The organism is Pseudomonas sp. LFS074 (assembly GCF_047978165.1).
GTDB lineage: Bacteria > Pseudomonadota > Gammaproteobacteria > Pseudomonadales > Pseudomonadaceae > Aquipseudomonas > Aquipseudomonas putida_P.
In genome coordinates this window covers 181,351-196,770 of the sequence record NZ_JBFPFV010000002.1, presented here as the reverse complement: position 1 = coordinate 196,770, position 15,420 = coordinate 181,351, and the positions used below count along the sequence as shown (strand labels likewise).

The 15,420-nt window shown below is 63.3% G+C and carries 10 protein-coding genes and 1 pseudogene; 8 read left to right on the top strand and 3 right to left on the bottom strand.

Translation table 11 applies throughout. The features are described from left to right. The first annotated feature begins 32 nt into the window (after nt 1–32). From ACNQP3_RS19040 to ACNQP3_RS19015, 6 genes and pseudogenes are all read left to right on the top strand, one after another. The gene (locus ACNQP3_RS19040) at nt 33–2,747 is read left to right on the top strand and encodes a heavy metal translocating P-type ATPase (RefSeq protein ID WP_012614060.1); all 2,715 of its coding nucleotides are present in this window, start codon (nt 33–35) and stop codon (nt 2,745–2,747) included. Between the two features lie 111 nt (nt 2,748–2,858). After that, nucleotides 2,859–4,164 (top strand): annotated as a pseudogene (locus ACNQP3_RS19035) (efflux RND transporter periplasmic adaptor subunit). Continuing rightward, nucleotides 4,161–7,337 (top strand): efflux RND transporter permease subunit, encoded by a 3,177-nt coding sequence (locus tag ACNQP3_RS19030; protein WP_012614062.1) that lies wholly within the window; start codon nt 4,161–4,163, stop codon nt 7,335–7,337. The pseudogene ACNQP3_RS19035 and the gene ACNQP3_RS19030 overlap by 4 nt, the downstream one beginning before the upstream one ends. Nucleotides 7,338–7,357: 20 nt before the next feature. Further along, the gene (locus ACNQP3_RS19025; protein ID WP_003821143.1) at nt 7,358–8,863 is read left to right on the top strand and encodes an efflux transporter outer membrane subunit; all 1,506 of its coding nucleotides are present in this window, start codon (nt 7,358–7,360) and stop codon (nt 8,861–8,863) included. 49 nt (nt 8,864–8,912) lie between these two features. Further along, nucleotides 8,913–9,299: a MerR family transcriptional regulator gene (locus ACNQP3_RS19020; protein WP_015912830.1), complete on the top strand. Its 387-nt coding sequence runs from the start codon at nt 8,913–8,915 to the stop codon at nt 9,297–9,299. A gap of 79 nt (nt 9,300–9,378) precedes the next feature. Beyond that, nucleotides 9,379–10,560, top strand: a complete 1,182-nt coding sequence (locus ACNQP3_RS19015; RefSeq protein ID WP_012614063.1) for an MFS transporter — start codon at nt 9,379–9,381, stop codon at nt 10,558–10,560. Nucleotides 10,561–10,723: 163 nt separating this feature from the next. On the opposite strand, the gene ACNQP3_RS19010 is transcribed toward ACNQP3_RS19015, so the two are convergent. After that, nucleotides 10,724–11,296 carry a TetR/AcrR family transcriptional regulator gene (locus ACNQP3_RS19010; RefSeq protein ID WP_017638772.1) on the bottom strand — a complete coding sequence of 191 codons (573 nt, stop codon included), beginning with the start codon at nt 11,294–11,296 and terminating at the stop codon, nt 10,724–10,726. Nucleotides 11,297–11,418: 122 nt separating this feature from the next. On the opposite strand from ACNQP3_RS19010, the gene merA reads away from it, so the two are divergent. Continuing rightward, complete coding sequence (merA, locus tag ACNQP3_RS19005) at nt 11,419–12,873, top strand: mercury(II) reductase (RefSeq protein ID WP_003821139.1); 1,455 nt, start codon at nt 11,419–11,421, stop codon at nt 12,871–12,873. Between the two features lie 377 nt (nt 12,874–13,250). After that, on the top strand, nt 13,251–14,096 hold the full coding sequence (locus ACNQP3_RS19000; RefSeq protein ID WP_024082530.1) for an MFS transporter: 846 nt from the start codon (nt 13,251–13,253) through the stop codon (nt 14,094–14,096). A gap of 46 nt (nt 14,097–14,142) precedes the next feature. Here ACNQP3_RS19000 and ACNQP3_RS18995 read toward each other — a convergent pair whose 3' ends face one another. Both ACNQP3_RS18995 and ACNQP3_RS18990 read right to left on the bottom strand, forming a co-directional pair. Beyond that, complete coding sequence (locus ACNQP3_RS18995; RefSeq protein WP_003821138.1) at nt 14,143–14,646, bottom strand: ClbS/DfsB family four-helix bundle protein; 504 nt, start codon at nt 14,644–14,646, stop codon at nt 14,143–14,145. 181 nt (nt 14,647–14,827) lie between these two features. Continuing rightward, entirely contained in the window at nt 14,828–15,361 is a 534-nt protein-coding gene (locus tag ACNQP3_RS18990) for a nuclear transport factor 2 family protein (protein ID WP_223656234.1), read from the bottom strand. Nucleotides 15,362–15,420 lie beyond the last annotated feature (59 nt).

Below are 15,420 nucleotides of genomic sequence, written 5' to 3'. Positions count from 1 at the left end.
ACGGCGATTACTCAGAGAACCAGGAGATTGATATGTCTTTGGAAACATTGGACGGCACAGGAGCGCAGGACGAACAACTGGGCTTTCGGGTCGAAGGTATGGATTGCGCCAGTTGCGTCGGCAAGATTGAAACAGCGCTTGGTCGAATTGATGGCGTATCAAATGTACAGGTTAATTTTACAAATGAGACGCTGACGTTGACGCGCAGCACAAGTAGCCGAAATACTGCACGCGACATTGCCAAGAAAATCCGGTCCCTGGGCTTCGACGTGCAGGCACTGCCCGCGTCCGAAATGTCCGCAGCACCTGCACCGTGCCATGCGGCCCACGCGCATGACCACGCCGGCTGCGGCGGCCACCATGACCATGGGCATGCCCACGACCACGGGCACGATCATTCGCACGGCAAAGCGTGCGGTGATGACCATGGGCATGGCCATGCTCACGGCCATGCCCATGCCCATGACCACGGTCACGATCACGGGGCCTGCAGCGGGCATGACCATGCGCCGGCCTCTGCCTCCCGTGGAGCACCCAGCACGCCCCCCAACGTGTCCATGCGCGTCGAGGGCATGGACTGCGCCAGTTGCGTCGGCAAGATCGAAACGGCGCTCGCTCGCATGGATGGCGTGTCCGATGCCCGCATAAACTTCACCGCAGAAACGCTGGAATTGACGCTCGCGTCTGGCGGCCCCACGCAGCTCGGCCACATCGAGAAGACCATCAAGAGCCTGGGCTTCGGCGTCTCCGACGTGCGCCGCCATGATGGCTCAGCACCCGCGGCCCCAGCAGCAGCATCGACGGCGCGCCATCAGCGCTGGTGGCAGACGAAGAAAGGCAAGCACGTGCTGGGCCTGGGCGGCCTGATGGGCTCGGCCTACGCGATCGCGCAGTTCGTTCCTGGCTACGCTGAATGGATCTTCGCCGCTGCGGTGATCGCGGGCGTGCTGCCGTTCGCTCGCAAAGCCTTCGCGCTGGCTGTGTCAGGCTCGCCGTTCTCTATCGAAACGCTGATGGTCGTCGCCTCGCTGGGCGCGCTCGTGATAGGCGAGGCCGAGGAAGCTGCTGCCGTGGTGTTCCTGTTCGCGATCGGCGAGCTGCTGGAAAGCGTGGCCGCCGGCCGCGCGCGCGCCGGCATCAAGGCGCTGGCCTCCCTGGTGCCTAAGACGGCGGTACTGCTCGATGCCGCGGGCGGGCAGCGCGAAGTGCCCGCCGCTTCCCTGCGCGTGAGCGACCGCGTGCTGGTGCGCCCTGGTGACCGGGTGCCTGCGGACGGCAAGATCCTCCGCGGTGAAAGCAGCCTGGACGAGTCGCCTATCACCGGCGAGTCCGTACCGCGTCAAAAGGCTATCGGTGCCGACGTGTTCGCCGGCTCCATCAACGTCGATGGCGTGCTCGAAGTACAAGTCGAGAAGACGGCATCGGACAACACCATTTCTCGCATCATCCAACTGGTGGAGCAGGCGCAGTCCTCCAAGGCGCCCACGGCTCGCTTCATCGAAAAGTTCAGCCGCTACTACACCCCTGCCGTCATGGCCATCGCGGCGTTGATCGTGGTGGTTCCGCCACTTGCCATGGGTGGCGACTGGGGTACCTGGCTGTACCGCGGCCTCGCACTGCTGTTGATTGCCTGCCCATGTGCGCTGGTGCTCTCCACACCGGCGGCCATCGCCTCGGGCCTTGCGGTGGCCACGCGACGGGGCCTGCTGATCAAGGGTGGCAACGCGTTGGAAACCATCGGCCGCGTGCGCGCCATTGCCTTCGACAAGACTGGCACGCTGACCGAGGGCAAGCCGCGCATCACCGAGGTCCTGCCCTTCGGGCTGTTCAAGCATCAACAGGTCCTTGCGCTTGCCGCCGCTGTCGAGTCCGGCTCAAACCATCCCTTGGCGAAGGCCATTGTCGCCCATGCCAAGAGCCTGGACGTGGCGATTCCCCAGGCCACGGGCGCATCGGCCATTGCCGGCAAGGCGGTGCGCGCCACCGTGAACGGCAGTGCGCTCGCTGTCGGATCGCCCGCCCATGCGGAACAGACGGCCACGCTGACAGCCGCGCACCGCAGGGAAATCGACAAGCTGGAGGATGGCGGCAAGACCGTGGTGGTCCTGTTCGACGAAGCCAGCAAGAACGTTCTGGGCCTGCTGGCCCTGCGCGACGAGCCCCGCCGCGACGCGCGCGAAGGCGTGGCCCAGCTCAACGCCATGGGCGTGCGCTCGGTCATGCTGACCGGCGACAACCGCCGCACCGCGCAGGCGATCGCCGGCAAGCTGGGCATCGAGTGGGAGGCCGAGCTGCTGCCGCAGGACAAGCTGCGCTTGGTCAACGAGATGAAGCGTGATGCCAAGGTGGCGATGGTCGGCGACGGCATCAACGACGCGCCGGCCCTGGCGACCGCCGACGTGGGTATCGCCATGGGCGGCGGCACGGACGTGGCGCTGGAAACCGCCGATGCCGCGCTGCTCAAGAGCCGCGTCACGGACGTGGCCCACCTGGTGGCCCTGTCGCGGGCGACGATGGCCAACATTCACCAAAACGTCGTATTCGCCATTGGCCTCAAGGGCTTGTTCCTGGTCACCACCGTGTTGGGTATCACCGGCTTGTGGGTTGCCGTGCTGGCCGACACCGGCGCCACGGCCCTGGTCACGCTGAACGCACTGCGCCTGCTGCGCTTCAAGGGCGCGCCGGAGGCCAACCACGGCGACGACGCCGGGCGTCCCACCACCTTGTCCGTGCCGTCTGCCCGCTGAGGCAACAAGAGGGCTTGACCTTGCCGTCGTTGTAACGCCTAGCCTCCACACAAATGTCTGCAGAGCGCTTCGGAAGGGCCGGAGTCCTGCATCCAAGAAAGGGTCACTTCCATGCGTAAAAAAATCAGAATCATTGTGGTGGCAGGCGTCATCGCAGCCGTCGGGGGGATAGCGATCGCTGCCCGCGACGCCAAGGACGAGGGCAAGGCCGCGGCGCCCCCGGCGGGCGCGCCGATGGCGCCGCAGGTGCCCGTGGCCGAGGTCATTACCCGCACGGTCGCGCCATCGGCCGAGTACACCGGCTTCCTGGCCGCGCCCAAGACCGTCGAGCTGCGCTCGCGGGTCGGCGGCGCCGTCGATGCGGTGAGCGTTCCCGAAGGTAGCCTCGTGCGCAAGGGCCAACTGCTGTTCCAGATCGACCCGAGGCCGTTCCAGGTTGCGCTCGACACGGCCGTGGCGCAACTGCGTCAGGCCGAGGTGCTGGCCAGCCAGGCCCAGGCCGACTTTGACCGCGCCGAGCGCCTGGTGGCGACCGGCGCCGTCGCGCGCAAGACCTATGACGATGCCGCCTCCGCACGCAACGCGCGCCAGGCTCAGGTGCAGGCGGCTAAGGCCGCCGTTGCTGCGGCTCAGCTGGACCTGTCCTACGCCCGCGTCACTGCGCCCATCGCCGGGCGCGTCGACCGCGTGCTCGTGACCGAGGGCAACTTGGTCAGCGGTGGCGGCGCCGGCGCGGCCACGCTGCTGACCACGATCGTATCCATCGACCCGTTGCACGTGTACTTCGACATTGATGAGGCCACCTATCTCAACGTCGTCAGCCGCTCGCGGCCCGCTGCGGGCGCCGGTAGCAAGGCTTCGCTGCCCGTGCAGGTCGGGCTGACCACGGACAAGGGTTTCCCGCACAGGGGCGCGCTCGACTTCGTGGGCAACACCATTGACCGAAGCACCGGCACGATCCGCGCGCGCCGTTGTGCCCAACCCGGATGGGCGCATGGCACCCGGCATGTTCGCCCGGGCCAAGCTGTCCACCGGCGCGGCGCGCGAGGCCGTCCTGATCGACGATCAGGCCGTGGGCACCGACCAAGGGCGCAACTACGTGCTGGTCGTGGGCGAGAACAACCAGGCCCAGTACCGGCCCATCGAACTGGGGCCGGTGGTGGACGGGCTGCGCGTCATCAACGGCGGCCTGCAGGCCGGTGAGAAGATCATCATCAAGGGCCTCGTGCGCCCCGGCATGGCGGTCACGCCGCGCATGGTGCCCATGCAGGCGCCCGCGGCACCGGCCGCCGGCGCGACCGGCGCGACCAAGGCTGCGGCAAACGCTCCGGCTCCCGCTGCGGCGCCTGCCAAGGCCGGTGGCGCGGACCCCGCCAAGGCTGACGGCGCGGCCGGCTCGGCGGAGGCCCGCAAATGAATTTCCCCCGCTTCTTCATCAACCGGCCGATCTTCGCCATCGTCCTGTCGGTGCTGATGCTGATCGCGGGCGCGATCAGCTATTTCCAGCTCCCCCTGAGCGAGTACCCCCAGGTCACGCCGCCGACGGTGCAGGTCACCGCCAGCTATCCCGGCGCCAACCCGCAGGTGATCGCCGACACCGTGGCATCGCCGCTGGAGCAGGCGGTCAACGGCGTGGAAGGCATGATGTACATGCAGTCCCAGATGTCCACGGACGGGCGGATGGTGCTGACCATCTCGTTCGAGCAGCACATCGACCCCGACGTCGCGCAGATCCAGGTGCAGAACCGCGTCTCACGCGCGCTGCCCCGGTTGCCGCCCGAGGTCCAGCGCATCGGCGTGGTCACCGACAAGACCGCGCCCGATATTCTCATGGTGGTGCATATGCTCTCGCCGGGGGACCGCTACGACCCGCTGTACGTGTCCAACTACGCGATGCTCAACGTGCGCGACGAACTGGCGCGCCTGCCGGGCATCGCCAACGTGATCATCGGCGGTGAAGGCGAGTACGCAATGCGCGTCTGGCTCGACCCCGAGAAGGTCGCATCGCGGGGCATGACCGCCAGCGATGTGGTCGCCGCCATCCGCGAGCAGAACGTGCAGGTCGCAGCCGGCTCGATCGGCCAGCAGCCGAATGCGTCGGCCGCCTTCCAGGTCAGCGTCAATGCGCTGGGGCGCCTGACCACCGAAGAGCAGTTCGGCGACATCGTGATCAAGGCCGGCGCCAACGGCCAGGTGACCCGCCTGCGCGACGTCGCACGCCTGGAACTGGGCTCGGACAACTACACCATGCGCGGCCAGCTCGACGGCGAGAACGCGGTCGGCCTGCAAATCCTGATGACGCCCGGCTCCAATGCCCTGGACACGTCCAGCGCGGTGCGCGCGACGATGGAGCGGCTGCAGGCCAAGTTCCCCGAAGGCATCGAGTACAAGATCGCCTACGACCCCACAGTCTTCGTGCGCGCCTCGCTCCAGTCCGTCGCCGTCACGCTGCTGGAGGCCATCCTCCTGGTGGTGATCGTGGTGGTGCTGTTCCTGCAATCTTGGCGCGCGTCGATCATTCCACTGATCGCCGTGCCGGTCTCGCTGGTCGGCACGTTCGCGGTGATGCACATGTTCGGCTTCTCGCTGAACACGCTGTCGCTGTTTGGCCTCGTGCTCTCCATCGGCATCGTGGTGGATGACGCCATCGTGGTGGTGGAGAACGTGGAGCGCCACATGGCGCTGGGCGAATCGCCCAAGGATGCGGCGCGCAAGGCGATGGATGAAGTGACTGGCCCGATCCTGGCCATCACCTCGGTGCTGGCAGCGGTCTTCATCCCCTCGGCGTTCCTGTCGGGGCTGCAGGGCGAGTTCTATCGCCAGTTCGCGCTGACCATCGCGTTCTCGACCATCCTGTCGGCGATCAACTCGCTTACGCTGTCGCCAGCGCTGGCCGCCATCCTGCTCAAGCCGCACCACGGCGCGGCCAAGCCCGATCGTCTCACGCGCATCATCGACGGCGTGTTCGGCGGCTTCTTCCGCCGCTTCAACCGCTTCTTCGATCGCGCCTCGAATTCCTACGTCGGGGGCGTGCGCCGCGCGGTGCGCGGCAGCGCCATCGTGCTGCTGCTCTACGTCGGCTTCCTGGGCCTGACCTGGCTGGGCTTCCACAAGGTGCCTGCGGGCTTCGTGCCGGCCCAGGACAAGTACTATCTCGTGGGCATCGCCCAGCTTCCGACCGGCGCCTCGCTGGATCGCACCGAGGCGGTCGTCAAGGAGATGACCAAGATCGCACTGGCTGAGCCGGGCGTCGAGAGCGTGGTGGCCTTCCCGGGCCTGTCGGTCAATGGACCGGTGAACCAGCCGAACACCGCGCTGATGTTCGCCATGCTCAAGCCCTTCGATGAGCGCAAGGACCCGTCGCTGTCGGCCTTCGCCATCCAGGGCAAGCTCATGGGCAAGTTCAGCCAGATCCCGGACGGCTTCGTTGGCATCTTCCCGCCGCCGCCGGTGCCGGGCCTGGGTTCGATGGGCGGCTTCAAGCTGCAGATCGAGGACCGGGCGGGCCTGGGTCCCGAGGCGCTTGCGCAGGCACAGGGCCAGATCATGGGCAAGGCCATGCAGGCGCCCGAGCTGGCGAACATGCTCGCCAGCTTCCAGACCAATGCGCCGCAGTTGCAGGTGGACATCGACCGGGTGAAGGCCAAGTCGCAGGGCGTATCGCTGACCGAGGTGTTCGACACCCTGCAGGTCAACCTTGGCTCGCTCTACGTCAACGACTTCAACCGCTTCGGTCGCACCTACCGGGTCATGGCCCAGGCCGATGCGCAGTTCCGCATGCAGGCTGAGGACATAGGCATGCTCAAGGTGCGCAATGCAGCGGGCGACATGATCCCGCTGAGCGCGATCGCGACCATCGAGCGCAGTTCCGGCCCCGACCGGGTGATGCATTACAACGGCTTTCCCTCGGCCGACATCAGCGGCGGGCCAGCGCCGGGCTACTCGTCCGGCCAGGCCACCGCCGCGATTGAGAAGATCGTGAGCGAATCGCTGCCGGACGGTATGACCTACGAATGGACGGACCTGACTTTCCAGGAAAAACGGGTTGGCAACACGGCGATCTACATCTTCGCGCTGGCGGTGCTGCTCGCCTTCCTGTTCCTGGCGGCCCAGTACAACAGTTGGTCGCTGCCGTTCGCTGTGCTGCTGATTGCACCCATGGCGCTGCTCTCGGCGATCGCCGGCGTCTGGCTCTCTGGGGGCGACAACAACATCTTCACGCAGATCGGTTTCGTGGTGCTGGTCGGCCTGGCTGCCAAGAACGCGATCCTGATCGTGGAGTTCGCCCGCGCGAAGGAAAGCGAAGGGGCCGATCCGCTGGCAGCCGTGCTCGAAGCCGCGCGCTTGCGGCTGCGCCCGATCTTGATGACGTCGTTCGCCTTCATCGCTGGCGTGGTGCCGCTGGTGCTGGCCAGCGGTGCGGGCGCCGAGATGCGCCACGCCATGGGCATCGCGGTGTTCGCCGGCATGCTGGGCGTGACGGTATTCGGCCTGGTGCTGACGCCGGTGTTCTACGTTGTGGTGCGCAAGCTGGCGCTGCGCCGCGAAGCGCGCCATGCCCGTGGCGGCATGACCGACCAGCACGCATGACGGCCAGGAGGACATACGACATGAAAACATCTTTCGCATTCACACGACCCGCCAGGACGCTGGCGCCGCTCGCCCTCGCGGCGGCGCTGGCTGGCTGCTCCATGGCACCGAAGTATGACCGGCCCGCAGCGCCGATCGACACGGCCTATCCCTCGGGCGCGGCCTATGTGGAACTGGCGGCCGCGACGCCCGACGACGCGATCACGGCCGAGATCGGTTGGCGGGACTTCTTCCGCGACCCGCTGCTGCAGCAGTTGATCGGCATTTCGCTGGAGAACAACCGCGACATGCACAAAGCCGCGCTCAACGTGGAGGCGGCTCAGGCGCTGTACCGTATCCAGCGTGCCGAGATGCTGCCGAACCTGGGCGTTTCCGCCCGCGGCGCGTCAGAGCGCGTACCGGCCGACCTCAGTACCACGGGGCAAAGCGACGTGCTCCGGCGCTACGACGTGGCCGGGGTGACGGCCGCCTGGGAGCTGGACCTGTGGGGCCGCATCCGCAGCCTCAACGACCGGGCGCTGGCGTCCTACCTGGCCCTCGACGAGACCCGCATCGCCACGCAGATGAGCCTGGTGTCCGAGGTGGCCAGCGCCTACCTCACGCTGCGCGCCGACCAGGAACTGCTGCGCCTGACGAGCGACACCCTCGCCACACAGAAGCGCTCCTATGACCTGACCACCCAACTGGTGGAAGCGGGAAATTCCACGCAGCTCGACCTGCGCCGCGCGGAGATCGCGCTGCGCACCGCCGAGGCCAACCGCGCCGCCTACACGCGGCAGGCGGCCAAGGACCGCAACGCGCTGGTGCTGCTGCTGGGCCAGCCGCTGACGCCGGAGCTGTCCCGGCAGCTTGACGAGGCCGTGGCGCTGCCGGACGACATCGTGCCGACCGACCTGCCGAGCGGCCTGCCGTCCGAACTGCTCGCGCGTCGGCCGGACATCCGCGCCGCCGAGCAGATGCTGATCGGCGCCAACGCCAACATCGGCGCGGCGCGGGCCGCGTTCTTCCCGACGATTAGCCTCACGGGCTCGGCGGGCACGGCCAGCGCTTCGCTGGACGGCCTGTTCGATTCGGGCTCGCGGGCCTGGAGCTTCCTGCCGCAGATCACGCTGCCCATCTTCCGCGGCGGCGCGTTGCGAGCCAATCTGGACGTGGCACAGGTACAAAAGAGGATCGAAATCGCCAACTACGAGAAGTCTATCCAGGCGGCCTTTGCTGAGGTGGCTGACGGCTTGGCGGGCAAGCGCACGCTTGATGAGCAGATCCGCTCGGAGCAGCTCCTGGTAGCGGCTAGCCAGAAAGCCTACCAACTAGCCGAGCAACGCTTCCAGGAAGGCGTGGACGACAACCTCACCTTGCTCGATGCGCAACGCACACAGTACGGTGCGCAGCAGACCCTGGTGCGCACGCGCCTGACGCGGCTGAACAACCTCATCCACCTCTACAAGGCGCTGGGTGGCGGCTGGACTGAGCACACGGTGCAATCGGGCGCCACCGGGCAACCATCCGCCCGGTCGCCGGGATAAGGGCTATGCGCAACGGCGGCGTTCCCCATCGTTGCGCACGGAGAACCGGATGAGGATCGGTGAACTTGCGCGCTTGACGGGCACCCCCCCGGAGAACATTCGGTTCTACGAGCGGGAGGGCCTGTTGCAAGCCCCGGAGCGGTCACGCAACAACTATCGGCGCTATGGCCCGGCCCATGTCGAACGGCTTCACCTGATTCGCAACTACCGTGCCTCGGGAATCGGCCTGGATGACGTGCGCCGCCTACTGGGTTGGGCACATGAGGGGTTCCTGGAACCTGAGCTGCTAAGGCAGGCTGTCCAAGGCCATCTCGCCTGTGTTGAGGAACGCATGGAGCAACTGATCCAGGTGAAAGAGCACCTGCTCGCATTGGCCCTGCACGGTGCTGCTTCCGCCGGGGCTTCCGAGGATGGACCGGCTCGCGATGGTTCGTGAGCATCGCATGTCCATATAACTGAATATATATTCATGCGTGTAATATTTCCGGCCAGACAAACGAATAAGAAAGACGCCCATGACCGACCAGAGCATCACGCGCCGAAACATCGGCGTTCTCACCGCCGCGCAGGCGCTCGGCGGCGCCAGCGCGCCCATCGTGATGTCGCTGGGTGGGCTGGTCGGCCAGCAGCTTGCCAAGAATTCGGCCTGGATCACCTTGCCCGTGAGTCTGTTCGGCCTGGGTCTTGCCATCGGCACCTTGCCTGCCGCCTTCATCATGCGGCACCATGGCCGCCGCAACGGATACGTGGTGGGGGTCGGCTTCGGCGTGGCCTCGGGCCTGATCGCCGCGTTGGGCATCATGCTGGCCTCGTTCTGGATCTTCTGCGCCGGCACCTTCCTGGCGGGCTTCTACGGCGCGTATGTGCAGAGCTACCGCTTCGCAGCCGCCGACACCGCCGAGGACGCGCTTAAGGCCAAGGCCATTTCCTGGGTCATGGTGGGCGGTCTCGCGGGCGCCATCATCGGGCCGCAGTTGGTGATCTTCACGCGCGATGCGGTAGCGGGCACGCCCTACGTTGGCAGCTTCCTCAGCCAGGCGCTGCTGCCGCTGATCGCCTTGCCGATCCTGCTGATGCTGCGCACGCCGAGCCAGACCCAGGCCGAAGCAGTCGCCGATAGCGGTCGGACGGTGCTGCAGCTCTTGGCGATGCCGCGCTATCTGCTGGCCGTGGCTGCGGGCGTGGTGTCCTATGGGGTGATGGCGTTCGTGATGACGGCCGCGCCGGTGGCGATGGTCAACCACGGGCATTCGGTGGACAACGCCGCCCTAGGAATACAGTGGCACCTGCTGGCGATGTTCGGGCCGAGCTTCTTCACCGGGCGACTGATGGTGCGCTACGGCAAGGAGCGCGTGACCGCCGTCGGCATGGTGCTGCTCGCCGCCTCCGGGGTGGTGGCCCTGGGCGGGCTCGGCCTGTCCCACTTCTGGGGCTCGCTGGCGCTGTTGGGCATCGGCTGGAATTTGAGTTTCATCGGCGCCACGGCGATGGTCACCGACTGCCACACCCCGGCCGAGCGGGGCAAGGCGCAGGGCATGAACGACTTCTTCGTCTTCGCCGCCACGGCGGCCGTGTCGTTCCTCGCGGGGTCGATCCTGCACAGCTCGGGCTGGCAAGCGGTCAACTGGATGATCTTCCCGGCCTTGGCGCTGATCTTGGTGCCGCTGCTGTGGCAGGGGCGGTACGGTTGCAACTGACTTGACTTGGGGCATTGATCGAGGACTGGAAGCCGATAAGTGGCCCGTTCCGGCACTACACGACTTGTCTCCACTGCTGAAACTTCGGAAAGCTACTTTGCCGTTCCACCTTTATTGATGGTCAAAGAGTTGTATGGACAGATGAATTTAGTTAGTTAGTTAGTTAGTTAGATTTATCAAGAAGCAGTTTAACCACGGCTTTGGCTTTGCGAGCAGCGTGCAGATCTCCAAGAACGTGAGCCTGAATAATCGCCCCTTCAAGCAACATAGCAATTGTTTCAGAGATTTGAACTATCGATTCTCTGGACGTTATGACAAGTGAAGTGTGGTGTGTGATCCATCGCAGCATAGCCTCTTTGTTTCGGGCGCAAAGCTTATGTATATCATGATCCGGATTGCTGAATTCGGCGCTGACATTAATGAAATAACAACCCAAGAAAAGTGGCTTGGATTGATCGAGACCCTGAAACAGATCGTCAAAAGCATCAAGCATGGCATACAAGGCGTCCCTACCTGGCGTCGCTTCGTGCAAACGCAAATCGAGCCAAGAGAAATACTGCTGATCACAATATTCGACGGTCGCAGCAATTAGATCTTCCTTGCTGGAGAAATGGTTATATAGCGTTTTCTTGGCAATGCCGGACTCTTCAAGTACCCGATTGATGCCAACAGCATGAATGCCGTACTTATAAAAAAGGTTAAAGGCAGTTGCGACTAACTGTTCTTTTTTGTCCATGATGTTATTCATCGTTGTGAGGATTCATACGCGACATGTTGACACAAGGAGACAGGGTTGTCTACAATCCCTCAAGGAGACCGATCTGTCTCTTTCTTTGCAATTTCCTTGAGGCTTCTTTTATGAACACGACAACAGCGGCTTCCGCACAACAGCCCTCCGTCATCTATGATCTAGTCACGATAGGTTCCGGTTCGGCGGCTAGAGCCGCAGCGAACGAAGCACGTAGGCTCGACAAAACAGTCGCCATGATCGAACAGGGGTTGGCAGGAGGGACCTGTCTCAATGTAGGATGCGTTCCTTCAAAGACGTTGCTTGCGGCGGCTTCTGCTCGCATGTCTGCTGCGCATGGGAAGTTCCCAGGTATAGCGACCTCGGCCGGGCCTGTCGACTTGTCTTTGCTTGTCAGAGATAAAGATCAAATGATCGGGCACTTCCGGCAGTCTTTCCATGTACAAGCACCCAAGGATGCAGGTATTGCGGTATTTCGCGGCAAGGCGACCTTTGTAGCGTCAGATGAGCCAGATATCGTAGCGCTCGTCGTCGCGGACTCAGACGGAAACACAAACCTGGTGTACGCCAAGCAGGTACTGATCGCCAGTGGGGCAGCGCCATTCATTCCTTCCATTCCTGGCCTCAGTGAGGTGGACTTTCTCACTTCCGGCTCGGCCATGTCCCTTGAGCAGGTGCCTGAGTCCATGCTGGTCGTCGGCGGCAATGCGATCGGTCTGGAGCAAGGTCAATTGTTCGCTCGACTGGGCAGCAAGGTTGAAGTGGTCGAGATAGCTCCTCGAATTGCACCGTTCGAGGATCCCGCGATTTCTGCGGCACTGGAGCAGGCGCTGTCAGCGGAGGGCATCATGTTCCATACTGGCGCCAATCTGACAAACGTCGTACCACACGAGAGCGGGGTGCTTGCAACTGTCGTCGCCGAAGGACGTACTCAGCAAATTTTCGCCCATAAGATTCTCATAGCGACGGGGCGCCGTCCGGCAACTGAAGGACTCAACTTGGATGCTGTCAATGTGTCCAGGGGCGATCGAGGCGAAATAATTGTGGACGAACATCTGCGAACCTCAAATCCTCGCATCTGGGCAGCGGGCGATGTCACTGGTATGGCTCAATTAGTGTATGTCGCTAGTGCGCAGGGGACCGTGGCCGCGAGCAATGCTCTGGGCAACGAGCCTCGGTCCCTAGACTACACCGCCTTGCCCCGCGTCATTTTCACGTCGCCCGAGATGGCTGCTGTCGGCATGACTCCTATGCAGGCTGAGGCGGCCCAAATTGCCTATGATGTTCGTGAAATTCCGGTTTCCTTTGTTCTACGTGCTATTGTAAGTCGTCACGACAAAGGGATAATCAAGATGATATCCGAGCGTGAGACAGGAAGGATTCTGGGTATTCATATGGTAGGCGAATCTGCTGGAGAGGTTATTGCAGCTGCAACCTATATTATCTCCGCAGGACTTACGGTTGACCAACTTGCAAAACAGTGGTCTCCGTACTTCACTATGGCGGAGTCGCTTAAAAACGTAGCAAGCAGTGCGCCAACTTTGGAAGATTCGGCTAATGGCTAAATCTTATTATTACTATGCGCTTAAATTTCAAGGGATCGTTTCAGGGTAAAGTTTCCTGATGTGAGCATGTTTGAGTTTTTTGCTATGGCGGGATCGCTCAATGGGCTTCCCGCCTTTTTTGTGGTGAATCATTAAAGAATTTGCCGATCTTGAATATATGCATAAAAACTCAGGGGGTGCCGTTCAGTCTGTTGACGAGAAAGATAGGATTCTTTTACTGAGAAATTCCCGTCAGAACTTCAATTTATCTTCTCTAAATTTGAAAGGTTGTCAGGCAATTCATGCGCGATGAGTAGACACGCTGGCCTGCTTCAGTGCCCCCGAGTACTGCGACCAGAAGGAAAGGGGTTATTCGTTTCATAGTTCGATTTCCTGCTGTGGGCTACTGCTTCGCAGCCGCCGTCACCGCCGAGGACGCGCTTAAGGCCAAGGCCATTTCCTGGGTCATGGTGGGCGGTCTCGCGGGCGCCATCATCGGGCCGCAGTTGGTGATCTTCACGCGCGATGCGGTAGCGGGCACGCCCTACGTTGGCAGCTTCCTCAGCCAGGCGCTGCTGCCGCTGATCGCCTTGCCGATCCTGCTGATGCTGCGCACGCCGAGCCAGACCCAGGCCGAAGCAGTCGCCGATAGCGGTCGGACGGTGCTGCAGCTCTTGGCGATGCCGCGCTATCTGCTGGCCGTGGCTGCGGGCGTGGTGTCCTATGGGGTGATGGCGTTCGTGATGACGGCCGCGCCGGTGGCGATGGTCAACCACGGGCATTCGGTGGACAACGCCGCCCTAGGAATACAGTGGCACCTGCTGGCGATGTTCGGGCCGAGCTTTTTCACAGGACGACTGATGGTGCGCTACGGCAAGGAGCGCGTGACCGCCGTCGGCATGGTGCTGCTCGCCGCCTCCGGGGTGGTGGCCCTGGGCGGGCTCGGCCTGTCCCACTTCTGGGGCTCGCTGGCGCTGCTGGGCATCGGCTGGAACTTCAGCTTCATCGGCGCGACGGCGATGGTCACCGATTGCCACACCCCGGCCGAGCGCAGCAAGGCGCAGGGCATGAACGATTTCTTCGTCTTCGCCGCCACGGCGGCCGTGTCGTTCCTCGCGGGATCGATCCTGCACAGCTCGGGCTGGCAGGCGGTCAACTGGATGATCTTCCCGGCCCTGGCGCTGATCCTGGTGCCGCTGCTGTGGCAGGCCGCGCGAAAGCCGGCGCTGCCAGCTCCGGTCTGATCGGAGCGGTGCAAGAGGCGCTCCGCGCAGTGGGTCGCCTCGGCCGCTACAGCACCTGCTTCCACTGGCGCAGCCTCGACAGCGCGTCGTCGTAGGCGGTGGAGGTGAAGAACTGGATCTTGCGCCCGAGGGTCTTCATCGGGCTCAACGCGGGATCGAAAAGCGAGGCGTTCGAATGGTGCGCCACGCAGTCGAGCACCCGGTCCTGTCCCTCCGTGAGCATGGCTTCCAGCTCGCGAAGGTCTCTGCCCGCGAAACGGCGCTGGAAGCCGGCAGAAAGACGCTCGGCCCGCTGCGCCATCGCACTCGGCGAGTAAAAGGACGCCGAAGGTCCAGGCGTCCGATCATGCGCGAACTGCAGGATCATCGTGTTCCAGACGATGACGTCCACCAGGACCATCGCAGCGTTGGTATGCAGGCGCGGCTCCTGCCAGATCATGGCCGTGTGCCGGTAGTGGCTGGCGGGAATGGTGGCAGCTTCTACCCCGAGCTTTCGGTGGCTGGCGCGAACCTTGTCAAGGAGTTCCTGCTTCGTGGTTGGTAGTTTCATTCGGGATTTCTATTTCATCGAGACAAGGCTCGATAACCGGCGTGTCAGATATTCATCAAGTCACCAGCGCAATTACCTTGGATTGAGGAAAAGCGCTTGCCTCACCGCTGCGCTGGCGGCGCCGAGGGCTTGTGCATGATGAAGCGGGACATGTCGGTGATTTCCTGTTTGCGGATTTACGTTACTGCTGAAGCTGCTTCTGCATGGTGTTGTGGTTGTAGTAGTCGCTGGCATAGACAATCTTTCCGTTCGAAACACGGAAGAAGCTCGCGCCGAAATAACTGATGGTCGAACTGGAGGGCGACGTCCCGCCATTGCTGTTCTTGGTGGCGGTGAATTCCCACTCGATCGCCACACCATCGCCGGAGGCAACCGGCTGCGAACGGATTTTCATTTTTCGGTCGGGCAGGATTTTCATCAGAAACTGCGAGACTTCGGTAATGGCTTGAGGCCCAGTGCGGGACGCTTCATTGCTGGTATTGAAATAGACGACGTTGGAATCGAGCACTTTTTCCATCGCGTCGGTTCGCCCGCCATTCCAGGCGTCAAGGTATTGCCGGACCACCTTCACGTTCTCTGGCTCATCTGCCGCCTGCGACGTGACGCTATAGGCGAGTGAAGCCAGCCCGAGGAATATCGCTCCCAAAGCCTGCACCGGACGGCAGCGCAAGCCGTCTGAAGAACGAAGGGGCCTGAATGACAGGGCGTGCTGCATGTTGTTCATGGTCGAAATACTCCAAAAGGTGTTGAAAAAAATCCCGCTCGCACGGGCGT

Bases quoted from the DNA above. Each gene is read 5' to 3' on its own strand.
- ACNQP3_RS19040 (WP_012614060.1), top strand. From the start codon at position 33: ATGTCTTTGGAAACATTGGACGGCACAGGAGCGCAGGACGAACAACTG.
- ACNQP3_RS19030 (WP_012614062.1), top strand. From the start codon at position 4,161: ATGAATTTCCCCCGCTTCTTCATCAACCGGCCGATCTTCGCCATCGTC.
- ACNQP3_RS19025 (WP_003821143.1), top strand. From the start codon at position 7,358: ATGAAAACATCTTTCGCATTCACACGACCCGCCAGGACGCTGGCGCCG.
- ACNQP3_RS19020 (WP_015912830.1), top strand. From the start codon at position 8,913: ATGAGGATCGGTGAACTTGCGCGCTTGACGGGCACCCCCCCGGAGAAC.
- ACNQP3_RS19015 (WP_012614063.1), top strand. From the start codon at position 9,379: ATGACCGACCAGAGCATCACGCGCCGAAACATCGGCGTTCTCACCGCC.
- ACNQP3_RS19010 (WP_017638772.1), bottom strand. From the start codon at position 11,296: ATGGACAAAAAAGAACAGTTAGTCGCAACTGCCTTTAACCTTTTTTAT.
- merA (WP_003821139.1), top strand. From the start codon at position 11,419: ATGAACACGACAACAGCGGCTTCCGCACAACAGCCCTCCGTCATCTAT.
- ACNQP3_RS18995 (WP_003821138.1), bottom strand. From the start codon at position 14,646: ATGAAACTACCAACCACGAAGCAGGAACTCCTTGACAAGGTTCGCGCC.
- ACNQP3_RS18990 (WP_223656234.1), bottom strand. From the start codon at position 15,361: ATGCAGCACGCCCTGTCATTCAGGCCCCTTCGTTCTTCAGACGGCTTG.